Here is a 24,519-nt window from a genome sequence, read left to right as displayed (position 1 = left end):
TCGGTCCAGTTATCGAGCTACTAATACGGCGGCCGGCGCGTCGGGGGGCACATTCAAATAGGCCAGGGTCTGTTCAAGCACCTGCCTGACATAGGGCGCGGCCACCTTGCCCCCATAATACCCTTTTGCCGGGTCGGGCCAATAGACCGAAATCAGGCACACGACCCGCGGGCGATCGGCCGGGGCGCCGGCGATATAGCTGGCGACGTACGCCCCCTCCTGATACCCCGTCCGTCCGGGGATCTGAGCGGTTCCCGTTTTGCCGAAGCTGGTCCACCCGTCGAGGGGATATTCCTTGGCCGTGCCCGCCTCGACGACGCCGCGCATGGCCTGGACGGTGGCGGCCGCGGTGGCCGGGGAAATCACGCGCCGCACCACCTTGGGTCTGCCGCGGTGAATCACCGTTCCGTCGGGACGGGCGATGTAATCGACAAGCTGCGGTTCCAGCAGCAGCCCGCCGTTGGACAAGGCGCTGAAGGCCATCGCAAGCTGCAGCGGGGTCGTCGAAATTTCCTGCCCGAACGGCACGCGGCGGGTGCTGTAGCCATCCCATTTGCGCAACGGACGGACGATTCCGCCGCTCTCGCCGGGCAGCGGAATGCCCGTGCGGTCGGCCAGACCGAAGGCCGTGGCCCACTCGAAGAGGCGGCGGTTGCCCATCATCTCGCCGATCTTGGCCATCCCGATGTTGCTGGAGTGCTTGATGATGTCCGACACGCTGAGCATTTGATAGCTCTGCCCGTGATCGGTGATGGTTCCCCCCCGCGGGGCGCGGTAGTGGCCGTCCTCGCAGTTGATCAGGGTCTGGTAATTCACCAGGCCCTGCTCGACTGCCGCGGCGGCGAAGAGCGGCTTGATGGCGCTGCCCATCTCGACGGGCATGCTGATGCAGCGATTGATCCGGCTGTCATCCGAGGCATTCTGGTAGGACGACGGATCGAACGTCGGCACCGACGCCATCGCCAGCACCTGCCCGGTCCAGGGATCGACGATCAGGCCGCTGCCCCACTTGGCGCCGTAGGTCTCGACCGCCTCGGCCAACGCTTTTTCCATGATCGCCTGCATCGACAGGTCGATGCTCAGGAACACGTTGTACCCGTCGCGCGGCGGGCTGCTCCTGGAGGCGTCGAGCCAGATCGCCCGGCGCCGCGCGTCGGTCTGCATGACCTTTTCGCCGTCGGTGGGCTGGAGGCTTTGGCGAAAGAACAGTTCAGCCCCGCCGCCGGGCTCGCCGTTGGGGCGGCGGAACCCCAGCACCGCCGCCGCCAGCGACCCGTTGGGGTACTCCCGCTGCCAGTGATAGTCGATCCCGACCGAAGGCATCTTGAGCCGCTGGACATTCTGAATCTGCTGCTCGTCGGCGGCCTTGATGACACGCACATAGCCCGAATCGCGGCGGCGAAGAATCTTGTCTTGAACGGCCGGAACGAAATACATGCGGTCCTGGGCGGACAGGCCGACGGCTTTGCCGATGCCGATGGCGACTTCGTCAGACTGGCTTTCGTCGATCATGCGGGCGTCGACGTACACGCCGCCGACGAGATGGCTCGAGGCCACCGTGGCGTACCGCGTGCGCTGGCGGGCCAGAATGGTCCCCGGACGCCCGGGCAACGGCACGGTCATGGTCTGCTGCACGCGGATGCGGGCCTCGGCGTTTTCCTTGCCGCTGTGAACCAGCGTCGCCTGGGCGCAGGCCAGTCCCACCAGCGCGACCACCACGGCTGCAAAGGCCGCTTCCAGCCGCCAGCGCCCCGGGACTGCAGGTTTCATGGTTGCCTCCGCGTTACCACGAGTTGCCCCCCGTCGCCGGCGGACGGGCCGCGATGTTTCGCCGCGATGCCGTGGTGTCGATCAGCCCCAGGCCCATCTTCTGAGCCCGCTGCCATAGGGCCTGCTGCTGCGTCAGACCGGCCAGTTGGGCCTGCTGGCTGCCCAGGCGCCGCGCCAGCACCGCCTGGCGAGCCTCGAGCTGGCGGATCTGGTGGTGCGTGCGAATCTCGGCGCGGCGTATCTGCACCAGCGCCACGGTCAGCCCAACCATCACGATGATCAAAATGGCAATTCGCACTGCAGGTCCTTTAGCGGGCTGGGGGGATGACGATCTTCATCCCGGCCGGATAGCGGCTGAGCGTTTCCAGCCCGGGATTGGCATTGATAATCCGCTGCACAGCGGCGCCACTGTCGTCGTTGTAGTACGTCCAAGCGATCTTCTGGAGCGTCTCGTTGCCGTTGAAAATGTAGACCCACCCCGCCGGAGGAGCGCTGGTCTCGCGGGTGATGGCGGCCACCGGTGCCTGTGAAGCCGCCACGTGCGCCACCGGCGCCGGCGCCAGCCGATCGGTCGCCTCTTGGGCGCGGGCGGGCGCGGCGCCGGGAAGAGCAGGAATCACCAGCGTCTGGCCGGGTTTGAGCGAAGTTTCGCCGGCCAGCAGGCTGCGGTTGGCATCAAGGATGCGGCGGTATTCGTTGCCGTGCGCCCGCCCGTAGACTTTGCGGGCGATCCCGATCAGCGTGTCACTGGGCACGACGGTGTACTGGCGGTTGAGCGGGCGAGGCGCTTCGGCCACGGGCCGCGGAGGTTGGGGATTGGTTTGTTGCTGCACCACCGCCGCTCTGCGCTGGGAGGAGGAGGGACGCTCGGCGGAATGTCCGACCGCCCGGCGCGGCGCCGGCCTCTCCGAGACCCGCAGTTCTTCGATGGGATAGGCGTGGCTGTAATCCGTCCCCGTCACCGCCGCCGAGGGCGCCGCGGCGGGACCGGCCGGATCCAGCCCGGTCAACTCGGCCAGCACCAGTCCGAAAACCACGACGAATCCCAGGCTCACCAGCAGTCCGATGCGAGTTTCCCTGCCCATGTCCGGCTCCTTCCGGCAGCGGCACGTCCTTGAGCCGCTACGTCATTTCCAGGCACCGCAGCTTGGCCGAGCGGCTCCGCGGATTGCGGGCAATCTCGTCCTCGTCTGCCGTCCTGGGTTTTTTCGTTATCAGAGCGGCCCGGCCCGCCCGGGCCAGGTCCGCAAATGCGTGTTTGACACGCCGGTCCTCTAGTGAGTGAAAACTGATGATGCACGCCCGCCCGCCGGTCTTGACCAGATCGGGCAGAGCCTTCAACAGGGCGTCGAGATTTTCCATCTCGCCGTTAACGGCGATTCGCAACGCCTGGAAGGTCCGGGTGGCCGGATGTACGCCCCGCCGCGTCGCCTTGGCCGCTCCCGGATACGCCCGCAAAACGATCGCTGCCAGTTCGCCGGTGGTGGTGATGGGCTTGCTCTGCCGCGCCAGCACGATCGCCCGGGCGATCCGGCGGCTGTAACGCTCCTCGCCATAGGCGTAGATCAGGTCGGCCAGTTCGCCTTCGTCCATCTTGGCTACCAGGTCCGCCGCGGTGGGCCTGCCGCCGGTGCGGTCCAACCGCATGTCCAGCGGACCGTCCTGGGAGAAGCTCAGACCGCGAGCGGGATCGTCGAGTTGGCTCGACGCCACGCCCAGATCGGCCAGCAGGGCGTCGACTTTGGAGATGGCGGCTTCATCGAGCACAGCGCGGGCTTGGGAGAAGTTGCCTTGAAAGAGCCGCACCGGTTTTCCCAGCGGTTTGAGCCGCTGACCCGCGCGGACGAGATTGCCGGCGTCCAGGTCCATCCCGATCAGTTGAGCATCGACAGGGGCTTGACTTAACAGCAGCTCCGCGTGGCCGCCCAGGCCTACGGTGCAGTCCAGAAACACATGTCGCCCCGGTCCGCCCAGCAGTTCCACGACGTCCTGGGGCATCACGGGACTGTGAGCGGGCAGGCCGGTCATGGCCTTGACCTCGCCTCAGTCGCCGGCGGCACAGGCGGCCGCCGCCACGGCCACGTGAGGAGAGAAAGCGACCCGGGAGTAGCAACCGCCCAGTCCCTGAACCCGCCTGAGCTTCTGAACTAAGTCCAGCAGGCGCTGCCGGTGCCCATCGGTCATCAAAGATGGCCGGTTAAGCTGTCGGCGAAGTTCGGCCAGGCTCGCGGGAGGGCTTCCATGCCTTCCGGTGGAGTGGCTCTGGGATGTCTGAGAGGTGGCCATTTCAGTCCGTTGTCTCCCGGGACCGCTTTCCTTTTTCTTAAGTCCGCCGCGGGCGTGGTCAACCATGACCGGCCCGCGGGCGATTCCCACGCCTCAGTCCGTTGAGGCGCCTTGTTTATTCTGTGCGTTCAGCGCGTCTGCCGCGTCGTAAAGCATGTCGCCGTAGACGGGCAGTTCGCTGTCGACTCGAGCGTCCCATTCCTCGCTGGGCCAGATCTCGATGTGATCGTCCATTCCCAGCAGCGTCACCTTGTCTGCAATCACCGCCCGCTGCATCGACTTTTCCGGAAGCACGACGCGACCCTGGGAGTCGCCCTTGAGCATCCGCGCCATCGCGAAGAACAGATCGATCTTCCGCTTGTCGCGAGTGGGCAGGGGCGAACGCTTCAGGCTGGCCGCCAGGCGACGGTAGTACAGGTCCGGATAAAGCCACAGATGCCGGTCCGGACCCAGAACCAGGATGAAATCCTTGCCGTCTTCCTTGGGATCCATGCAGTCGCGCAACGCCGCACTGATAGCCAAGCGATGCTTGGCATCGATGAGTTGCTCGAACTCTCCCACGAACAGCGCCATTCAAGGTTCTTTCCGCCACCGGCTGGGATGGCTAGGGAATATTAACCACTAACAGGGAAACCAACAACAAAAAAAAGCGATTCATCACAAAAAAATCTGTCCAGTCTCTGTTAGGCCTTCCCTGGCCGGGTGCCGCTTTTGTGGCATGGGCGTCCCGCCCATGCATCCGTGTGTGGCATGGGGCGTCTCGCCCATGCACCCGGATACCCATGGCGACCCACGAAAACAGAAACGTGTGTCGCCATGCCACCCGCGCCGTCTGCCGTGGCCTTCCCTGGCCAAGCCGATCTTCCATGACCTGTGCGGCCGCACGCGCCGCGCCCCCGCCGGGGCATCCATGCCCGGCCAAGACATCCGATAGCGCCCAACCAATCTCTGGCCGGGCGCTGACTCACTAGAGAAACTTGTCAATCAGCGCGATACTCAAGCCAGGGCGCTATCCGCCCTTCGTGTGGTTATCGGCCCTTTGGTGAAAATCGCATTATGAAATTTCGCAGCAAAATCGAAGCGATCAACCCGCCCTGGCCGCCCAGCTCGACGCTTTCGCCTGCCGCTGGCTGATCACTGTCAAGCTTCACTTTCTCCGTGTTCTTTACGCCCGTTGCGGCCAAGCCTTTCGCCGATAGGACATTTGAATCGCCGGTTGACATTTCGCCATATGCATGATATGGTTAACCATATGAAGACCACGTTGAACATCGATGACGGGGTGATGAAGCGTCTTAAGGAAGAGGCGGCCCGACAGGGGCGGACCATGTCGGAATTGGTCGAGGCCGCGTTGCGGACGAGTCTCAAACAGCCCCACCGCCACAGGAAGGCTCCTCCCCTGCCGACGTTCGACAGCGGCGGGGCGTTGGTGGACATCGCCAATCGCGAAGCGCTCTACGAGGCGATGGAATCTTCCAAGGATTAGACATGTTCGTCGTCGACACCAACATCCTCGTCTATGCCGCTGACCGCCACGCCGATGAGCATGCGCGATGTCTGAAACTGATCGAGGGCCTGCGCCGCGGCGTCGAACCCTGGTACCTGACATGGCCAACCGTCTACGAGTTCCTCCGCGTCGTGACGCACCGAAAGGTGCTGCGGCATCCTTGGAGCCTGGCCGAAGCCCTGCAGTTCATCAACGCCCTGATGGAGGCTGACAACCTGAGCCTGCTGCCCGAGACGCCTCGCCACATGGCCGTGCTGGCGGACCTCGCCGCGCAGTCACACGTGTCGGGGGGCAACACCGTCTTCGATCTCCACATCGCCGCCCTGATGAAAGAGCACGGCCTGAGCCGAATCTATACCCGCGACACCGACTTCCACCGCTTCACGTTTATTGAAGTGGTGGATCCGCTGCAAAAGTAGGGGATCATGCCAAGTCTTTCTCCCCATCCGCAGGCAGCGCAGGGGGCGACGTGAGCGAGGCCTTCAGCGACAGTGAGGGTCTTGAACAACATCCAGGGCGGCGTCGCTGCCGCCGCACTCCAGGGTCGCCTTGCGGCGACGAGAGCCCAATCCTCCATCATTCCAATCTCTGTCTCTGCGGTCTCTGCGAACTCTGCGGTGAATCGTCTATTCCTTGCCCCCGGTGATTCTCTTGTCGTCGAAGTAGTTGTCGCAGGCCAGGCTGGGTTTGCTCACTTCCAGCAGCAGCGCGCTGCCGATGCCGGTGAAGCGGTGGCGGTAGCGCGGGCCGGGGGGCATGGCCAGCACGTCGCCGGCTTTCATGATCCGCGTGCGGGCCCCGACGGTCATGCGGACCTTACCCTGGGCGACGAAAAACGTCTCGTGCTTCATCTTGTGGCAGTGCATGGGGCAGGTCTGGCCGTCGAAGAGGAAGAGGTACTTGCCGCAATACCCCGCTTCCACCTCGTTGGCGATCCAGACCTCGATCAGCCCGGTCTTGTCAAACTCGCCCAGGCCGAAGTCGATGATCAGCGGCTCGGCCGAGGCCGGCAGGGCAACCTTCCACGCCCGCATCTGCCGGCGAAACGCCGCCATCGCCGCCGCGGCCGCCCGGCCGGTGATCGAAACGTACACCCCCTTGTTCTTCTGCGCGCCCACGGCGGATTTCGTTTTCTTCGCCATCTCTCACGTCCTCGGGTTCGGGGAAATAACTCTGCCACAGAGGTCACAGAGAACACAGAGGGGGGGTCAAAAACAAAGTTCTTCTCTGTGCTCTTTGTGACCTCTGTGGCAAAGCTTCTTCTCTGCGTTCTCTGCGACCTCTGCGGTGAACTGGTTTTGAAAAACATCCAGGGCGGCGTCGGTGCCGCCGCACTCCAGGGTCGCCTTGCGGCGACGGGATCAGCCGCCCACTCTTCCATCATTCCAATCTTCCACCCATTCCATTCTTCCTTGGTTTCTGCGGTGAGTTCCTCATCCCCCCGCCACTTGTTCGTAGAGCGCCTCGTGGGCGGCGACGGTTTTTTCGATCGGGTACGTCGCCCGCACGTGCTCGCGGGCGGCCGCGCCTAGCGTTTGGCGCAGGGGCGCGTCGGCGGCCAGTTCGAGGATCGTCTCGGACAGGGCGACCGAGTCGCCGGGGTCGATGAGGATTCCCGTGCGGCGGTGGGCGACCAGGTCGCGCAGGTGCCCGGTGTCGCTGACGATCACCGGCAGGCCGACGGCCATCGCTTCGGCGGCGGCCGTTCCGAACGCCTCCCAGCGGCTGGGCAGGACCATGATGTCCAGGGCGTTGAGCAGCGCGGGCACGTCGTCGACGAAGTCCAGCAGGCGGCAGCTTCGCCCGCCCTCGCCGTAGCGGATAAAGTTGCGCACGATGGCCTGGCGGGGCCCCTGACCGGCGATCACCACGTTGACCGGGTTGCCCCGCGCCCCGAGGTGGCTGATGGCCGACAGCAGCGTGTCGATGCCCTTCTGCGCATTGAGCCGCCCGACGAACCCCACGACGATCTGCCGCTCGTCGACGCCCCACTGGCGCCGCATCGCCTCTCGAAGCCGCGGCGCGGGGGCGAAACGCTCGATGTCGATCCCGTCGGGGATCAGCGCGTACTTCTCCTCCGGCAGGCCGCTGCGACGCTGATGAAACTGCCGCACCGACTCGCTCACGCACACCAGGCGGTCGCAGTACCCCGCCAGGAACCGCGTGAAGGCGAACTCCCACGGGCGGAACCGGCCCGCCGGCGTGCGGGCGGTGTGGATCAGGTGCGGCACGGCCGCCAGGCGCGCCGCCGGGCGAGCGGCCAGGTCCGCCTGATACAGATGCGTGTGGACAATGTCCGGATGCAGGCGGCGGAGCTGGTCGCTCAGACCGCGCAGGCGCAGCAGGCGCCACGGGTGCGTCATCTCCAGATCCGTCACGTCGATGGCGGCGTCCTGGAACCATTGTGCTGCCGAACCGCCCCGCAGCGCCAGCACCCGCACGTCAAAGCGGTCGCGGTTGAGGCGCCGCGACATTTCGCACACGCTGCGCGCCGCCCCGCTGGGACGCAGGTCGCCGATCACGTGGCAGATTCGTATTTTCGAGTCGCTCAAATCCGGCTATCCTTGGCGGCCGCCACCATCTCGTCGATCGTGGTCGTGGCGGCGGCGCAGACACGATCGCCTGCGCCGTAGTAGACCACGATTCGCCCGTCCTCGTCTACCGTCAGTCCGTTGGAGAAGACGCAGTTGGCGTAGATGCCGGCCATCTCGTAGCTCTCGCGGGGCTCCAGGACGGGCCTGGCGCTGTGGCTGATGATCCGCTGAGGGCGTTCGAGTTCGCTGAGCATCGCGCCGAGATAATATCGGCCTTGTTCGTCGGCGGCATGGAAGATTTCCAGCCATCCCTCGGGCGTCTCGATGGGCGCGGCACCGCATCCGACGCGTTGGCCCATCCACGTCGAGGGCGTCGGGGCCAGGGTCAGCTCGTGGCGTCCCCATGATTCCAGGTCCGGCGACCATCCCGTCCAGATGCACGGGGGGTTGAAGATGCTGCTGTAGGGGCGGTGGCGGCAGACGTACATGTTCTGGATCTTGCGGGGGAAAATGCACACGTCTTTCTGGTACGGCGGAAAGATCACCCCGTGGCGGTAGAACTCGACGAAGTCGCTCGTCGAGGCCAGCGAGACCGTCACCCCGCGGTCGCTGACGGAGGTGTACGTGATGTAATACTGCCCGTTGGTGAACGTGATGCGCGGGTCTTCGCAGCCGTACGCTTCGTACTCGTTGACGGGGAAGATCGCCGGTTTGCGGTCGAAGCTGAAGTGCTCGCCGTCGCGGCTGCGGGCGATCCGCAGGTGCGACAGGCTCGACAGGAGCATGCGTCCGCGGTAGTGATACCCGCGGGCGTCGGGCATCGTCAGGTCCGGGTCGCTGGTGGCGATGTGCTTCACGTCGATGGCCCCGGCCGCGGCGTCATAGATGAGGTAGCTGACGTACTGCGGCTGCGGGATCGGGCGCTCCCCGACGCGGACCAGCAGCAGCGTTTCGTCGCCGAGGCGCACTGCCGCGGGGTTGAGCGTGCAGAGCACCTCCAGGTCGCCCCGCGTGGGGGCAACGTCCTGCGGCGTCAGCAGCGGATTGGCAGCCAGTCGTTGCAGTAGCGGCATCATGCCCCCTTTGGGGGAAAACCCCAAATCCTAAACTCGAAATCCGAAGGAAACCCAAAAGAACAAAGTCCCAAACCACAAACCTCAGCGAAAATCCCCAACCTCCAACCTCTAACCTCTAACCCAGGTCCATTCATCCACTCATCCACTCATCCATTCATCCATTCATCCATCCATCCATCCATTCATCCACCCATCCGCCTTCGCCAAGGCTACGGCGGACAGGTCCACTCACCACTCAGAGTTCCCGCACAATCCGCTCGAACGCCTTGGCATTCGCGGCCGCCTGGCCGGCGTGGCAGTTGTTGAAGAACGCGTAAACCTTGTCTACCGGCGCCTCCAGCGACGACCAGCCGCGGGCGATCTCTTCCAGCTCGGCGTCACCGTAATTGTAATCATATCGGGCCGCGTAGCCCGCGTGCCACTTGGCCGCGTCACGCGAGTGCAGGCGGAAGTACCCCGCCCCCGCCGTGGCCACCGGGGCGTGATGGTACAGCTCGGCCAGGTCCGGAACATCCGGTACCACCAGCAGCACGCCCCGCTCTCGCAGCGACTGCATAGCCGCCTCGTCCTGCCACGAACAGTGCCGAAACTCCACCGCCAACCGAACCGCCGCCAGGTCGTCGCAGACGGCCGCCAGGTACTTGCGATTGCCCACCGTTCGATGGAACGACTGGGGAAACTGCAGCAGCACCCCGGCCAATTTGCCCGCCGCCGACATCGGCGCCAGGGCCTCGAGGAACGGCCCAGCCGCCTCGCGAAGCTGCTTGTGCGTGGTGTCCTGGTTGGCCTTGACCCAGAACTCGAACCCCGCCGGGCTCTTGCCCGCCAGCGCCCCCATCGTCGCGGCCGACGGCATGCGGTAGTACGTGAAGTTCAACTCGACAGCCGCAAACTGCCGCGCGTAATAATCAAACATATCCCCCGTCCGAACCTGGGCCGGATAAAAACTCCCAACCCAGTCGCCAAACGAATACCCGCACGTGCCAATGACAAATTGAGCCTTCGCGCCCATCACCGTAATAGTACCCGACAGCCCGCCGCGACGGCAGGAAGGATGCCGTTTCCGATTTCCAATTTTCAATTTTCAATTTCCAATTTGCCGGGAGGCCCAACCCGGTACGATTCCTCCATTTCCAATTTCCAATTTGCCGGGAGGCCCAACCCGGTACGATTCCTCCATTGCCAATTTCCGATTTCCAATTTCCAATTTGCCGGGAAGCCCAACCCGGTACGATTCCTCCATTGCTAATTTCCGATTTTCAATTTCCAATTTGGCGGGAGGCCCAAGCCGGTACGATTCCTCCATTGCCAATTTCCGATTTCCAATTTCCAATTTGCCGGGAAGCCCAAGCCGGTACGATTCCTCCATTGCCAATTTCCGATTTCCAATTTCCAATTTGCCGGAAGGCTCACGCCGGAGCCGGCGCGGTTCCCTCTTCAATTGGAAATTCCCAATTGGAAATTGCAAATGCCCTACTGTCTTGCGAACCGGCCGCCGCGAAGGCATAATGCCCCGCAGGGCATTTTCCGACAGGGGACTGCCCCATCGTCTTTGAAAGGCCGCAATGCTTTTGCCGACATTGGGAAAATAGTTCGCTCGACTTATTGAAGGGGTAAGACATGGACAAGGAAATCGTCGTTCGACTGCATGCGAATTTTGAAGACATGGTCCACAAGGACTCCGAAAGCGGGGTGGAATACTGGTGTGCCCGCGACCTGCAAGTGCTGCTGGAATATGCACGGTGGGAGAGCTTTGCCAAGGTTGTTGATCGCGCTATAACTGCTTGCACAAAGAGTGGTTGTGATCCGAAGGACCATTTTCGTGGTTTGACGAAAATGGTCGACCTGGGTTCGGGGGCTGTCAGGGAGATTCAGGACATCGCCCTGACCCGCTACGCCTGCTATCTGATCGCCCAGAACGGCGATCCGGCCAAGGAACAGATCGCCTTCGCCCAAACCTACTTCGCCGTCCAGACCCGCAAGCAGGAGATAGTCGAGCAACGTCTGGCCGAGGCCGAGCGCGTCAACGCGCGAAAGAAACTCACTCATTCGGAGAAGGAGCTTTCGGACGTCATCTTCGACCGACTGCGGGCGCATGAGAGTTTCGCCCGGATTCGCAGCAAGGGCGATACCGCCCTCTTTGGCGGACGCACCACGCAGGATATGAAGGCCAAGCTTCGCGTGCCCAGGACGCGGCCGCTGGCGGACTTCCTGCCCACCATCACGATCAAGGCCAAGGACTTCGCCAACGAGATCACCAATTTCAACATCAAGGCCAACGACCTGCGCACTGAGGGCGTCATTGCCGACGAGCACGTCAAGAACAACCGAGACGTTCGCGGCCTGCTCGTCGCCCGCGGGATCGTCCCCGAGTCGCTCCCGGCGGCCGAGGACGTCAAGAAGGTCCAGCGCCGCCTGGCGTCGCAGCAGAAGAAGCTACCCAAAGAAGTCGAGCCCTTCGAAGGCGAAACAAAGGCGGGAACCTGACCGGGATGCGGCCTGCAGCCCTCCCGACATCCGTACTTGCGGATCCCGCGGCGCACCGATATCTTGTTCACCCATGAACGGGTCCACTCTGGGAGCTTCTGAAGATATCCGCTGGCTGGGCGTTCTCAGCAATATCCATTACGACCCCGCCAAGGGGATAGCGCCGCACAAGCCTCTTTTGCTATTGGTCGCCTGTGATTTGGCTGAGGAGGGAAAACTCAGCGGCGCGATCCTGAGAAGAGACGGCGACCTTGCGTTTCGCTTCAGCTCTTACTGGAAGATCGTGGCCGAGAGGCGACGCACAAAGCCTGACGTGAGGCTTCCATTCTTCCATCTTCGCAGCGAGGGAGTATGGAACCCCCTGGAGGCAGACGGCCGACCCGCCGAGGATCGCAAGCGCGCAGAGCTGGCGCAATTGGATCCTTCATTCTGGATATGCCTGTGCGATTCATCCTTCCGCGCTCTGGCGCGGCGAACCCTGATCGCCAAGTATTTCAAGCCAAGCGAAAGGGCGGAACTCTACGCTCTTCTTGGGATAGAGGCTCCTCCCGACGATGTTGTTGCCGCCGATGCATCACGTTTCCTGACGGCGGATGATTCGCAGGCCAAGCGCGACGCCAGGTTTTCCATTCGGGTTCTGCCGGCTTACAACTACACGTGCGCCCTCACGCGGTATCGCATGATTTCGGTCGATGGAGTAACGCCCCTTGATGCAGCCCACATCCACCAGTTCAAGAAGGGCGGGCCCAATCATCCCGGCAACGGGATCGCGCTGACCAAGACCGCGCACTGGCTCTTCGATCGGGGCTTCTGGTCCATCAGCCCGGACATGCGCGTAATAGTCGCCCAAGCCCGCTTTGACGAAGCGGGCGAAGAGGCCTATTTGCTCAAGCCAATGGCGGGCCGGGAAATTCTTCTGCCGGATAACCCCTACCTTCGGCCGGACCTCGATTGCCTGCGCTGGCATCGGACGCACCACAAGTTCGAGAAAGCCTCGTGATCTTTGAGGTGTTGCTCTCAAACGTCCCACTTGGCATAATCTCCCCTGCCCATGAAACGGCATTACTATTCCGATCCAATTGCGGGATTTCTCGACAAGGAGCCAGATGCGATTCTGGGCGCCCTTGCTCGCGGAGCCGAATTTGCTACCGAAACGACACAGACCGATGCTTGGCAGGAAGAGATCGCCATCCTCACAGACGTGCTGACGGACTACCGCGGCCGCGGAGCGGTGTTTTTTGAATACTCCATCCCACGGCTGGGACGGCGAATCGATGTGGTGGTCATCGTCGATCACGTTGTATTCGTTCTGGAGTTCAAGGTCGGGGAAAAGGACTTCGCGGGCCACGCGATCGATCAGGTCTGGGATTACGCGCTGGACTTGAAGAACTTTCACGAGCCCAGCCACGGCTGCGCGATCGCGCCGGTACTGATTCCTACCGAGGCAAGGCGCGCGGCGACAACCATTGCCATGACGCCGCAGAACGACCGGATTCTACAGCCGATTCGCAGCACCAGGTCCCATCTTGGCGAGGTGATCAAGAACGTCCTGAGCTTCGTTGACGGCCCGGCGATTGATGCGGCCGCATGGGAGCAGGGGCGGTATCATCCCACGCCGACGATCGTTGAGGCCGCCACGGCGCTCTATCGCGGGCACTCGGTGGAGGAAATCTCCCGACGCGATGCCGAGGCTATTAACCTCACAGGCACATCCAACTGCATTTCAGACATTATAAGCCGTGCCCAGGGGGAGAAGCACAAGGCCATCTGCTTCGTAACCGGCGTGCCGGGGGCGGGCAAGACGCTTGTGGGACTGGATATTGCAAACAAGCATAGTGACAAGGATACCGAGCTCTACAGCGTCTTCCTCTCGGGCAACGGGCCCTTGGTCAAGATTCTCTGTGAAGCGTTGGCGCGAGATAAAGTCCGACGCCAGCGTGAAAAAGGCAATAGACTCTCCCTGGGGGAGGCCCGGAGCACAGTCAAGCAGTTCATCCAGAACGTGCACCATTTCCGCGACGATTGCCTAGTCGATAGACTGCGTCCGCCGATTGAACACGTGGCCATCTTTGACGAGGCCCAGCGCGCGTGGGACTTAGAGCAGACGGCCAAGTTCATGCGCAACAAAAAGAAGGTTCTCAACTTCGACCTTTCCGAGCCCCAGTTCCTGATCTCATGCCTGGACCGCCACAACGACTGGGCCGTCATTGTTTGCCTGGTCGGTGGCGGCCAGGAGATCAATACTGGCGAGGCTGGCATCAGCGAGTGGATCGAGTCGCTCCAGCGCGCGTACCCAGACTGGCACGTGTATGTGTCGCCGCGTCTGACGGATAGCGAATACGCGGCCGGGCAGGCGCTGGAAAGAATCAAAGCCCTGCGGCACGTGAATTACGCGGACGAACTGCATCTGGCCGTCTCGATGCGTTCCTTTCGTGCTGAGCACGTATCGCTGCTCGTTAAGCAGATTCTGGACCTCGAGGGCGACGCCGCGCGGGGGACGCTGGCCAAGATTAGGTCCAAGTATCCCCTCGTGGTCACGCGCGACGTGCGCACAGCCAAGGAATGGCTGCGATGGAAGGCCAGGGGCTCAGAGAGGTACGGGATCATAGTTTCATCGCAAGCCGAGCGACTCCGCCCTCACGCTATCCACGTGAAGGCGCCCATGGATCCGGTCCATTGGTTTTTGAATCCTAAAGAAGACGTTCGATCTTCTTACTATCTGGAGGATGTGGCGACTGAGTTTGCTGTGCAGGGCTTGGAGTTGGATTGGACCTGCGTAACGTGGGACGCAGACTTCCGCTACAGCGACAAGGGCTGGCAGCACTGGTCATTCAAACGAGGGCACCGCTGGGAGAACATCCGCAAGTCGCATCGCCAGATGTACCTCAAGAATTCGTATCGGGTCCTGCTGACCCGGGCGCGCCAGGGAATGGTGATCGTTGTCCCCAACGGCGACCCCTCCGATCCCACCCGCAGGACCGCATATTACGATCCGACGTTTGAATACCTGCGCGAGGTGGGATTTGAGATCATATAGAGCCGGGAATACCTGATGGCGGATTGCCTGAGAGGACATCCGGTAAGAGACTCGCACCCGGCGTGCTCATTCATAGCCAGTAGCCACAGAGGAAGGGGACATCACCACAAAATCATAGAACCAGAAGATTTTGCGACGCGGGCGTTGTGCTCTGGGCTGACGAGTATTCGTCTTTCGAGCGAAAGAGGATATCGCTTAAGACCTTTTTGAAACTGATTGTTGCGATTCCACCGAAACCGCTGTGAAAAGTACAACAAAGTGCAAGGAACGACAATTGTGGTGAGGTCTATCAGCTTTAAGCCATCGGCTATCAGCGGATGCCCCGTTGTTGCACTTCCGCGAAAGTGCTGTGAAAAGTACAACAAAGTGCAAGGAAAGTGCAAGTCGCGGTGGAGGCGGGCTTGACCGGCGGGGTGGGGATTGGCGGGGCGATTCTTTGGCCGCAAAGCAACATTGGCCCGGCGGGGGCGTTAGGTATTATAATGCCTTGGACCGGCGGCGGCTGCGGGGGGAGGCGTCGCGACTCTTACGAGGTGGGTCTATGGAACGTGGCGCTGCGACGGCGGCGGCCTTGATGGTCGCTTCGATGGTACTGGGGTCGGCGGGCGGGACGGCGGCTGCGCCGACGTCGCGTCCGGCACGCAGAGCCGCCAGCCGGCCGGCGGGTCGACCGGTCGCTCGACCGGCGGGGCAGGCGAGCACCCGCCCGGCGGCCGCCAGCCAACCCGAGGCGCGCGGGGCGGCGTCGAGCCGTCCGGCGTCGGCGGCGGCGACCTCGCCCGTCGCCCAGGCCCAGAGGCTCACCGACGCCCAGCGGGCCCAGCAAGTCAAGAAGGCCGCCGGCGAGTTCGATCGCATCCTGGGCAGGCACGTTCGCGCGGCGCTGGCGACGCCGGCAGTCCAGGACGACCTGTCGCTGGCCGAGGCAATTCTGACAATGCAGGCCGAGGCGGCAGAGGACGTGTTCTTCGCCGCGGCGATGTGCGAGAAAGCCTACGAGCTGTCGGCGCCCAGCGCGGCGGGGCAGACGACGGCCGCGACGGCGCTGGAGCAGTTGCTCGCCCTGGCGCCGTGGAAGAGCCGGGCGTGGCTGGAGGCGCTGGTCGAGATCCGGCGCAAGAGCTTCGCCGCCAGCCACGGCGAAGACCGCGTGCGCGATGGGAACCTGCTCGTGGCCGACACGCTCCGGCTGGCCGAGGCGCTGTCCGAGGACGACGCGTTCAACGAGGCCTGCGACGCCTGCTACCGGGCGATCCCGGCGGCCAAGGCGATCAAGTCGGACAAGGTCGAGGCGCTCGAGGCCGCCCAGGCTCGATACGCGGCGCTGAAGCCCATCGGCATCGCGATGACGGTGCTGCGGAAGCGCATCGAGGCCAACCCCGCCGACCAGAACGCCCGCAACGAGTTGATGCGCCTGTACGTGGTGGAGCGCAACGCCCCGGACAAGGCGGCGGCCCTGCTGACGCCGGGGGCGCCGGCGGACTATCGGGACAATCTGCCCGACGCCCAGCGCAGCGCGGCGGCGATGGACGAGCACCAGAGCCTGCGCCTGGGGCTGTGGTACGAGGGGCTGCTCGAGCGCGCGACCGACCAGGGCAAAGCGCTGATCGGACAGCGGGCGCGCGAGTATCTCCAGCAGTACCTCGATCTGCACGAAACCGCCGACACCCGCCGGGCCCAGGCGTCGGCCGCCCTCAAGAGCGTCGAGGCGATGCTGCTGAGCCTGGAGCAGAAGAAGACCCGCCAGGTGATGAAGTTCGTGCGGACGCTGGATCTGTCGTCGGGGCGGCTGGTGTCGAACTCGCCGGCGCAGTTCCGCGCCGCGTACGCGTATCGCACGATCGACCTGTGGATGCAGGCCGGCAAGGACGACGGGATCATCATCGACCAGGGCTCGTCGCGCACGGGGATGGCGCTGGGGTTGTTCAAGGACCGCCTGCATTTCGCCTTCGGCGACGCGAAGGAACACCTCCGCCACTTCCGCGACGACCAGGGCAAAGACCGGACAGAGCCCGTTGCGGCGGCGGTGATATCGGCCCCGCTGGGCGACCGCAACAAATGGTGCCACGTCGCGATCCAATACGCCGCGGGGCACCTGTCGCTGTGGGTCGACGGCAAAATGCTTGCCGAACGCCAAGTCGGAACGCCCGCCGTTCCCGGCGACGCCGAGGGCGCGTCCATCGGCGGCGGGGCCGGGTCCAACGCCGGATACTGGGGCACCAAGGGCTTCGGCGGCAAGGTGGCGGCCGTGCGCCTCTCGAACCGGGCGCGGTACACCAAGACGTTCGAGCCCGAGGAGCAGATGGGCACTAGCGGCGCGTTCGCGTTCATCGGGGCCGACCGCCTGCGAGTGGGCGAGATCGAGCGCAGCACGCGCGACAGCGTCTCGGCCATGTACATCGTCTGGACGGTGCTCGGCCAGGTGCGCGTGGTGAACGTCGAGTAGCAGATTTCGGATTGCGGATTACCCCAGATATTTCACCGCTGAGATCGCAGAGGCCGCAGAGATGTTTTGAACGAAAAGATTTACAGAAAACTACGGAAGCGGGGACAGTCTGTTTTTTCGAATTAACGCCGACGGCGACGTTAGATGGTCTTGTTTTAAGCCATTTGCTACTCCGCGTGCTCTGCGATCTCTGCGGTTCATGCAGTTTTCGGATTAGCTTGGGGTGGCATGGCGACACGCGTTGTTCTGCGGGTCGCCATGGGCGTGCGCTGAGCATCATGGCGACCCACGAGAAACCCAAACGTGCGTCGCCATGCCACCCATTCCGCCGCCAGCGGCTCAGACGCGGCGGATGACGCCGACGACCACGCCCTGGATCGCCACGTTGCGGACGTAGATCGGTTTGTACTTGCGATTGGCGGGCTGGAGGCGGATGCGGTCTTTTTCTTTGTAGAAGGTCTTGAGCGTCGCTTCGCCGTCGGCGAGCAGGGCGACGACCTTGTCGCCGTTGCGGGCGGTTTCGCTGCGGCGGCAGATCACGTAGTCGCCGTCGGCGATGTGCTCTTCGATCATGCTGTCGCCGGTGACCTCCAGGGCGAAGGTCGAGCCGCCCACGTCGAAAAGCTCGTCCACATCCAGGCTGCGGGTATCCTCGATCGCTTCGATCGGCGCACCGGCGGCGATGCGCCCCACCAGCGGAATGCGGCTGGGCGTTTCGTCTTCGAAGGAGTAATCAGGCCGGACCTGCAAAGAGCGAGCCTTGTGCTTGGGCCCGCGGATGAGCAGCCCTTTTCTTTCCAAGGCGCCGACGTGCTCGAAGACCGTGACTTTTGTCAGTTGCAGATGATCGCCCATCTCCTGCATCGTCGGCGAATAACCGCAGCGGTTGCGATAGTCGCGGATGTACCTCAGGATCTCCAACTGTCGGGGAGTCAAAGTCTCTGTCTGCATGTTCGTTCTCCTGGGTCTGTGCCCGGATAGCCGCGGCTGCACGCGACGCGCTGACCACGTAGCCCCGCGCGGCCGTCAGGCGGGCGTCGGGCGGCTGAACCATCGCCACCTGCTCCAGCGGGGCCGTGGCGTTGGCCAGCACGACATCCTTGTGCTCGCGAAACCCTAACAAACCCGTCACGGCGGTCCAGAACCCCGCCCGGTTTTCCTGGTGAGGGCCTGAGCGTTGCGGGCGTTTCCGCCAGACAATGCCCTCAGGCCCGACGCTCACCAGCGGAGCTTCCAGGCCCATGGCGGCGGCCTCATCGGCGATCTTGACCGTCGGCGGTTCCAGCGGCAGCGGGGCAAACCGCGCCGGCCACGATGTTCGATACACGCCGCCGGGGCCGAACTGGCACACGGGCAGCGTTTCTTTCTCCACCGGGTACATCAGTCCGTCCGCGGGCTCCGCCGGCCGGCTCGCCCGCCCGTCGCGTCTCAGGTTGTCATGTTGGTCTTTCATATGTATGCTACCCTAACATCGGCCAAACGCAAAGCGAAAGCTTAGAAAATCTTTCCAGCCTTCCGTGGCCACCCCGTCCCGGCCGGCGATCCGTCGCCGACAAGATTCCCGACATGCAGTATCTGGGACGCGCGTGGAGTCGCGGCCCCTACCGCTTGCTGTTCCACTATCGTCGCCGGAGTGGCGGAGACTTGACGGAAAGGCACGGGGAGAAGAAGGCCTTGCCCGGTTGCCAAAAAAAAGCCGCCCTTGCTTTCGGCAGGGGCGGCATGAGATCGATGTATCGGTTGCGTCAGAATCCGGGCGTTTCGCCGGGGGCGTTGGGCGGGCGGGTCTCGAGCATCTGTCGCAGATATCGATTCTCGCGCCGGGTGGCTTCGAGGTCGAACAGCATGTACTTCATCTGCAGGCGGAGTTGATCGAGGTCGGCTTCGACCGAGTCGGTCTCGCCGCAGATCAGATCGCTGGTGAGCAGTTGATCGGAAACGTATTTTGCGTCCGGAAGGCCCGAAGCGCAGATTGCTTCACGCAACTCCGCCAGGCGTTCTTTCAATGCTAATTCATTCATTTGAAATCCGGCCCCTAATGCGCGGCACCCGCTTCCTCTAAAACGGCCGCCGCTAGTCTCCTGAACTCCTGATAGCTAAGTGTGGCTGCATTTTACAGCGACATCCTGCTTTGATCAAGAGGGAATCCCTGAAAACAGCCTTCTTTTCCTGAGATAAATATCGGAAATCCACCTACAGATTGTTTCTCTTACCATCCCTGTAACCAGATCTGCCCTCTTTGCCACTTATCATCGCAGACACCGGCAATCGGACGTGATATCATGATGACCGAAATGACCCGCACGATGGATTTAATATTGGCCTCTTCCAGCCCGCGACGCAGGAGCCTGCTGCGCCAGGGCGGTATCGCATTCAGGGCGGTCGACCCGCCGCTGGACGAGCCCGCTTCGCTCCAGCCGGGCATGACCGCCGCCCAGACCGCCGAGGCTCTGGCGTACTACAAGGCCCGAAGCGTAGCCGAAAGCCACAGCGAGAGTCTCGTCCTGGGCGCCGACACGGTGGTGGCCGCCACTGACGGAACGCTCCTGGGCAAGCCCGCCCATCGTCTCGAGGCGCGCACGATGCTCCAGACGCTCTCGGGCAGCCGCCACAGCGTCATCACCGGCGTGGCGCTGCTGGGCCCGGGACCACGACGCCTGATCGCCTCCGATACTACCTTCGTCACCATGCGAGCCATGAGCGAGACCGAAGTGGCCGCCTATCTCGACAGCGGCGAGTGGCAGGGCAAATCCGGCGCCTACGCCATTCAGGAAACGGCCGACCGGTTCATCACCAAAATCGAAGGCAGCTTCACCAACGTCGTCGGCCTGCCGATGGAACTGCTCGATCGCATGCTCGCCCTGGCGACCACGCGCGACGCCGGCGACCCCTGCTGCCGCGACGGGCACAGCCTATGAAAGCGACATCCCTCGCCATCGCGATCGCCGCGGCGGCTTTGGCCGGGTGCTCGCATCCGAGCCGGCCCGCCGCCGCCCCGAACGCCCAGGGCGGACCGACCGCCTCCGTCAACGGCCACACCTGGCATCTCGAACTGGCCCGCACATACGAGCAGCGATACCAGGGCCTCAGCGGACGCACCAGTCTTTCTGACGACGCGGGGATGCTTTTCATCTACGAGAATCCTCAGGTGCTCGAGTTCTGCATGCGCGGCTGTTTCATCGACCTCGACATCGCCTTCCTCGACGAGCAGGGGGTCGTCGTCTCGATGCACACGATGAAGGCCGAACCCGACCGCGTCGGTCGCGTCGCGTACAGCTCCGGCCAGCCCGCCCAGTACGCCCTGGAAGTGGCCGCCGGGTCGCTGGCGCGCCACAACGTCGCGGTCGGGCAGCAGATCCACATCCGCCCCTGACGGCCGCCTTTCGTTACTAAAGCCCCCGCCGGGCGTTGACGATGAGTCCTACAGGAAAACCGCCAGCCCGCGGACACTTCGCGCGGATGCAGAGGGCTTTCTTGAACAGGCAACCCAAGGTCATCTGGTGTTCCGATGAACCGGCGCCGCCCAACGTGGTCGCGGCGACGCGCGGGTGGGTTTTCCACACGCGCCGCCTCAGCGACCCTGCCGCCGACAAACCTCACGACGGCCTCACCGTCGTCTATCCCAACGGTCAGGCGTCGGACCCTGCCGCCATGATTCGCCTGCTCGAGAGCCTGCCTGCGACGACGGGGCTGTGCGTGTTCATGCTGCCTCGCGGCGAGTCGGTCGCCTGGTCGCTGATCAACCAGGACAGCGGGCGATGCATCGGGTTGGACCTCGCCACGCCCGCCGAGCAACTCGCTGCCAAGCTCGAAACGCTCGCACGCATCGAACCCATGGTCCGTGGCCTGCGCAGCGAGCTGGCGGCCGCCCACCATGCCCGCGCCGGCGCCGCCGACGCGGTGGCCAGCCTCAACGAGGAGATGCAACTGGCCGCCAAGCTCCAGCAGGACTTTCTGCCCCAGCGCCTGCCGGAAGTTCCACCGGCGCATTTCGCGGCGCTGTTCAGCCCCGCCAGTTGGCTCAGCGGCGACATCTACGACGTCACGCGCCTGGACGAGCGCTTTATCGGGTTCTACGTCGCCGACGCCGTCGGGCACGGCATGCCCGCGGCCCTGCTGACCATGTTCATCAAGAAGGCCCTGCAGACCAAGCGCGTCAGCGGCAACAGCTACCAGATCATTCCGCCGGACCTGTCGCTGCGGGAGCTCAATACCTCGATTTGCCAGCAGAATCTCTCCTCGTGCCATTTCTGCACGGCGATCTATGCCGTCCTCAACACCCAGACCCTGCAGATGACCTACTGCCGCGCCGGACACCCCGAGGCGCTGCTGCTGGGCGCCGACGGCTCCATCAAAATCCTCCCCTGCGACGGCGGACTGCTGGGCGTCTTTCCCGACGCCACCTTCCAGGCCCGGACCGTGCAACTGGCAGCCGGCGACCGCGTCGTGTTCTACAGCGACGGGATCGAAGAGGCCCTGCGAACCATCACCGCGCAGCCGCGCCTCCCGATGAGCGACCTGCTCTCGCCCTGGGCGGCTCTGCCCTGCGACGAGCTGATCGCGGAACTGTCCACGCAGATCGACGCCCACGCCAAAGCCAGCGACGACATCACCGTGCTAGGCCTCGAAATCCGCCGCTGATTGCGCCACTTGCGGCTTAGCATCTTTTCAGCCCCGCTGGACATGCCCGCGGCGGGAATATAGACTTGCGGCACATTCACGCGCTCGATCGCGCAGGAGATTGAACATGGCAAAGGCACTACCCAACGCACCGCAGGTCAAGATCGCGCTCGTCGGCGTCAGCCGCGACTGCTTCCCCATCGAACTCACCCGCAAACGCCTCGCGGCACTGAACAAGTCCTGCAAGGCCGCCGGGCTCAACGTCACCGCCCTCAAGACCGTTATCGAGAACGAGAAGGACACGCTGGCGGCGTTGGATGAGGCCGCCGAGGCCGGCGCGAATGCGGCTGTGATCTTCCTGGGCAACTTCGGACCCGAGGGCCCGCTGGCGATCTTCGCCGAGCGCTTCGGCGGAGCGGTGATGGTCTGTGCCGCGGCGGAGGAGTCAGGCGAGTCGCTCATCAACGGCCGCGGCGACGCGTACTGCGGCATGCTCAACGCGTCGATCAACTTCGCCCTGCGCAACCTGAACGTCTACATCCCGCAGATGCCCGTGGGTCTGCCGGACGAGCTGGCGGCCAAGATCGGCCACTGGACGAAGATCGCCCGCATTCAGCTCGCCGTGGCGGGGCTGAAGATCTTCACGTTCGGACCGCGGCCTCAGGATTTCTACGCCTGCAACGCCCCGATCTCGCAGCTCTACGATATGGGCGTCGAGGTGCAGGAGAACTCCGAGCTGGACATGCTGCTGGCGTACCAGGCCGTCGCCGAAGACGACGCCGACGTCAAGAAAACCGCCCGCGACATGGCCAAGGAACTCGGCGAAGGCAACGCCTACCCCGACCTGCTGCCCAAGCTGGCGCGGTTCGAGGTGGCGCTGGTGCGCTGGGCCGAGGCGAACCTCGGCAGCCGACAGTACGCCATCTTCGCCAACAAATGCTGGCCGTCGTTCGAGAAGGCCTTCGGCTTTGTGCCCTGCTACATCAACAGCCGCATGAGCAGCCGCGGCATGCCGGTGGCGTGCGAGGTCGACATCTACGGCGCCCTGAGCGAGTACCTGTGCTACCTCGCCAGCGACACGCCGGCGACGCTGCTGGACATCAACAACACCGTGCCTGCCGACATGATCGGCGGGCGGATGAACCTGATGGGCGCCCAGCCGGTGGACCTGTTCATGGGCTTCCACTGCGGCAACACGCCGGCCTGCTGCATGAAGAGCTGCTCGATGAAGTTCCAGCTCATCATGAACCGACTGATGGAAGACCCCAAGCAGGCCCCCGACATCACCCGCGGCACGCTCGAGGGGCAGCTCCGCCCCGGACCCATCACGTTCTTCCGCATCCAGGGCACGGCCGACGGCAACCTCGTCAGCTATGTGGCCGACGGGAACATCCTGGACCTCGACCCGCGCAGCTTCGGCGGCATCGGCGTGTTCGCGATACCGCACTTCGCGCGGTTCTACCGCCACGTGCTGATCGGCAAGAAGTTCCCGCACCACGGCGCGGTGGCGTTCCAGACGGTTGGCAAAGTGCTCTGGGATGCCGCTGCGATGCTGGGCCTGACCGACATCAACACCCCGCTGGCGCCGGGCAACCTGTACGCCGGCGAGAACCCGTTTGAGGGCTGAAGAAGTTACGTCCACGAATGTCACGAACCTGTCCGCCGTAGCCTTGGCGAAGGCGGATGACACGAATGGAAAAAGACTGAGATCGCAGCGCGGCCCCTTGGAGTGCGGCAGCCTTAGCTGCCGCTTTGGAAGTTTTTGAATCACAGATGGATCTGACCAAAGAAACCAGCGTCGCCTTCGGCGCCGTTCGCGACGCGATGAATTACTGCCTGCACGTGCAGCAGTCGCTCATCACGTCCTCGCTGGCCAAAGATGACCGCAGCCCGGTCACCATCGCCGACTTCGGCGCCCAGGCCATCATCTGCCGCGCGATCCAGAAAGCCTTCCCCAACGACTCCATCCTGGCCGAAGAGCACGCCACGCAGGTCATGCGCGACGGCGAGATGGGCAGGCAACTCGTCGCCGCCATCCACGCCGGCTATGACCCCGTGACCGCGCCGGACCTGGAAACCATCTGCTCGTGGATCGACGCCGGCCGCGGCGATTCGGCTGCCCGCCAGTGGATCGTCGACCCCGTCGACGGCACGAAGGGCTTTCTTCGCCGCGAGCAATACGCCATCGCCCTGGCGCTGCGGATCGACGGGCAGATCAAGGTTGGCGTGCTGGGGTGCCCGAATCTTCCGGCCCACAACGGCCAGATCGGCTGTACGTTCTATGCAACCGCCCGAGGCGGGGCCGTCGAGATGCCCCTCGGCGGCGAGCCGAGATCGCTGAGAGTCTCGCGAGACGCCGAACTGGTGCTGGCCGAGAGCGTCGAGAGCGGCCACACCGATCACGACCGTCACGCGGCGATCGCGGCGCGGCTGAAAATCACGCGGCCGTCGATCCGCATGGACAGCCAGGCCAAGTACGCCATCGTCGCCCGCGGCGACGCCTCGGCCTACCTGCGCCTGCCCAATCCCAAGACGCCGGACTATCGAGAGAACGTGTGGGACCACGCGGCCGGGTACTTGATCATCACCGAAGCCGGCGGCCGCGTGACCGACGCGGCGGGCAAAGATTTGGATTTCTCCCAGGGTCCAAAGCTGATCAACAACCGCGGCATCGTGGCCACTAACGGCCACTGCCACACTGCGGTGCTTGAAGCCGTAGCACGGGCATCTTGCCCGTGAGTAGCACGGGCATCTTG

22 protein-coding genes are annotated in these 24,519 nt (G+C 63.8%); 11 read left to right on the top strand and 11 right to left on the bottom strand.

The window, feature by feature from the left end:
- Positions 1 to 9: 9 nt before the first annotated feature.
- The 5 genes from ABFD92_13155 to ABFD92_13135 form a co-directional block, all read right to left on the bottom strand.
- Positions 10 to 1,770, bottom strand: coding sequence for a penicillin-binding protein 2 (locus tag ABFD92_13155; GenBank protein ID MEN6505486.1), 1,761 nt, complete (start codon positions 1,768 to 1,770; stop codon positions 10 to 12).
- A gap of 13 nt (positions 1,771 to 1,783) precedes the next feature.
- Positions 1,784 to 2,068 (bottom strand): hypothetical protein, encoded by a 285-nt coding sequence (locus ABFD92_13150; GenBank protein ID MEN6505485.1) that lies wholly within the window; start codon positions 2,066 to 2,068, stop codon positions 1,784 to 1,786.
- A 10-nt stretch (positions 2,069 to 2,078) separates the two neighbouring features.
- A complete protein-coding gene (locus tag ABFD92_13145) occupies positions 2,079 to 2,855 on the bottom strand; it encodes a LysM peptidoglycan-binding domain-containing protein (GenBank protein MEN6505484.1) in 777 nt (258 codons plus the stop codon).
- A gap of 37 nt (positions 2,856 to 2,892) precedes the next feature.
- The gene (gene rsmH / locus ABFD92_13140) at positions 2,893 to 3,798 is read right to left on the bottom strand and encodes a 16S rRNA (cytosine(1402)-N(4))-methyltransferase RsmH (GenBank protein ID MEN6505483.1); all 906 of its coding nucleotides are present in this window, start codon (positions 3,796 to 3,798) and stop codon (positions 2,893 to 2,895) included.
- Positions 3,799 to 4,149: 351 nt separating this feature from the next.
- A complete protein-coding gene (locus ABFD92_13135; GenBank protein MEN6505482.1) occupies positions 4,150 to 4,629 on the bottom strand; it encodes a hypothetical protein in 480 nt (159 codons plus the stop codon).
- A 679-nt stretch (positions 4,630 to 5,308) separates the two neighbouring features.
- Here ABFD92_13135 and ABFD92_13130 point away from each other — a divergent pair.
- Together ABFD92_13130 and ABFD92_13125 are read left to right on the top strand one after the other, a co-directional pair.
- Positions 5,309 to 5,542, top strand: coding sequence for a DUF6364 family protein (locus ABFD92_13130; protein MEN6505481.1), 234 nt, complete (start codon positions 5,309 to 5,311; stop codon positions 5,540 to 5,542).
- Positions 5,543 to 5,544: 2 nt separating this feature from the next.
- The gene (locus ABFD92_13125; GenBank protein ID MEN6505480.1) at positions 5,545 to 5,982 is read left to right on the top strand and encodes a TA system VapC family ribonuclease toxin; all 438 of its coding nucleotides are present in this window, start codon (positions 5,545 to 5,547) and stop codon (positions 5,980 to 5,982) included.
- A 207-nt stretch (positions 5,983 to 6,189) separates the two neighbouring features.
- Here the strand turns inward: ABFD92_13125 and ABFD92_13120 are convergent, their stop codons facing one another.
- From ABFD92_13120 to ABFD92_13105, 4 genes are all read right to left on the bottom strand, one after another.
- Positions 6,190 to 6,705: a D-lyxose/D-mannose family sugar isomerase gene (locus ABFD92_13120; GenBank protein MEN6505479.1), complete on the bottom strand. Its 516-nt coding sequence runs from the start codon at positions 6,703 to 6,705 to the stop codon at positions 6,190 to 6,192.
- 291 nt (positions 6,706 to 6,996) lie between these two features.
- Positions 6,997 to 8,115, bottom strand: coding sequence for a glycosyltransferase family 4 protein (locus tag ABFD92_13115; protein ID MEN6505478.1), 1,119 nt, complete (start codon positions 8,113 to 8,115; stop codon positions 6,997 to 6,999).
- Positions 8,112 to 9,170, bottom strand: coding sequence for a glycoside hydrolase family 130 protein (locus ABFD92_13110; protein ID MEN6505477.1), 1,059 nt, complete (start codon positions 9,168 to 9,170; stop codon positions 8,112 to 8,114). The genes ABFD92_13115 and ABFD92_13110 overlap by 4 nt, the downstream gene beginning before the upstream one ends.
- Positions 9,171 to 9,408: 238 nt before the next feature.
- The gene (locus ABFD92_13105) at positions 9,409 to 10,185 is read right to left on the bottom strand and encodes a DUF72 domain-containing protein (GenBank protein ID MEN6505476.1); all 777 of its coding nucleotides are present in this window, start codon (positions 10,183 to 10,185) and stop codon (positions 9,409 to 9,411) included.
- A gap of 608 nt (positions 10,186 to 10,793) precedes the next feature.
- Between ABFD92_13105 and dinD the strand changes: the two genes are divergently transcribed.
- From dinD to ABFD92_13085, 4 genes are all read left to right on the top strand, one after another.
- Positions 10,794 to 11,660 (top strand): DNA damage-inducible protein D, encoded by an 867-nt coding sequence (dinD, locus tag ABFD92_13100; GenBank protein MEN6505475.1) that lies wholly within the window; start codon positions 10,794 to 10,796, stop codon positions 11,658 to 11,660.
- A 73-nt stretch (positions 11,661 to 11,733) separates the two neighbouring features.
- Positions 11,734 to 12,660, top strand: coding sequence for an HNH endonuclease (locus tag ABFD92_13095; GenBank protein ID MEN6505474.1), 927 nt, complete (start codon positions 11,734 to 11,736; stop codon positions 12,658 to 12,660).
- A gap of 51 nt (positions 12,661 to 12,711) precedes the next feature.
- Positions 12,712 to 14,697, top strand: a complete 1,986-nt coding sequence (locus ABFD92_13090) for a DUF2075 domain-containing protein (GenBank protein ID MEN6505473.1) — start codon at positions 12,712 to 12,714, stop codon at positions 14,695 to 14,697.
- 541 nt (positions 14,698 to 15,238) lie between these two features.
- On the top strand, positions 15,239 to 17,143 hold the full coding sequence (locus ABFD92_13085) for a LamG-like jellyroll fold domain-containing protein (protein ID MEN6505472.1): 1,905 nt from the start codon (positions 15,239 to 15,241) through the stop codon (positions 17,141 to 17,143).
- A 339-nt stretch (positions 17,144 to 17,482) separates the two neighbouring features.
- Here the strand turns inward: ABFD92_13085 and lexA are convergent, their stop codons facing one another.
- Both lexA and ABFD92_13075 read right to left on the bottom strand, forming a co-directional pair.
- Entirely contained in the window at positions 17,483 to 18,094 is a 612-nt protein-coding gene (lexA, locus tag ABFD92_13080) for a transcriptional repressor LexA (GenBank protein ID MEN6505471.1), read from the bottom strand.
- A 794-nt stretch (positions 18,095 to 18,888) separates the two neighbouring features.
- A complete protein-coding gene (locus ABFD92_13075) occupies positions 18,889 to 19,164 on the bottom strand; it encodes a hypothetical protein (GenBank protein ID MEN6505470.1) in 276 nt (91 codons plus the stop codon).
- A 261-nt stretch (positions 19,165 to 19,425) separates the two neighbouring features.
- Here ABFD92_13075 and ABFD92_13070 point away from each other — a divergent pair, with 261 nt between their 5' ends.
- The 5 genes from ABFD92_13070 to ABFD92_13050 all read left to right on the top strand — a co-directional run bounded on the left by ABFD92_13070 (position 19,426) and on the right by ABFD92_13050 (position 24,502).
- A complete protein-coding gene (locus tag ABFD92_13070) occupies positions 19,426 to 20,061 on the top strand; it encodes a Maf family protein (GenBank protein ID MEN6505469.1) in 636 nt (211 codons plus the stop codon).
- Complete coding sequence (locus tag ABFD92_13065) at positions 20,058 to 20,516, top strand: DUF192 domain-containing protein (GenBank protein MEN6505468.1); 459 nt, start codon at positions 20,058 to 20,060, stop codon at positions 20,514 to 20,516. The genes ABFD92_13070 and ABFD92_13065 overlap by 4 nt, the downstream gene beginning before the upstream one ends.
- A 101-nt stretch (positions 20,517 to 20,617) precedes the next feature.
- On the top strand, positions 20,618 to 21,784 hold the full coding sequence (locus ABFD92_13060; GenBank protein ID MEN6505467.1) for a PP2C family protein-serine/threonine phosphatase: 1,167 nt from the start codon (positions 20,618 to 20,620) through the stop codon (positions 21,782 to 21,784).
- Between the two features lie 106 nt (positions 21,785 to 21,890).
- Positions 21,891 to 23,390 carry a fucose isomerase gene (locus ABFD92_13055; GenBank protein ID MEN6505466.1) on the top strand — a complete coding sequence of 500 codons (1,500 nt, stop codon included), beginning with the start codon at positions 21,891 to 21,893 and terminating at the stop codon, positions 23,388 to 23,390.
- Between the two features lie 146 nt (positions 23,391 to 23,536).
- The gene (locus tag ABFD92_13050; protein MEN6505465.1) at positions 23,537 to 24,502 is read left to right on the top strand and encodes a 3'(2'),5'-bisphosphate nucleotidase; all 966 of its coding nucleotides are present in this window, start codon (positions 23,537 to 23,539) and stop codon (positions 24,500 to 24,502) included.
- Positions 24,503 to 24,519 lie beyond the last annotated feature (17 nt).

It is taken from the genome of Planctomycetaceae bacterium (assembly GCA_039680605.1).
Classification (GTDB): domain Bacteria; phylum Planctomycetota; class Phycisphaerae; order SM23-33; family SM23-33; genus JAJFUU01.
This window is presented reverse-complemented; position numbering and strand designations above follow the sequence as displayed.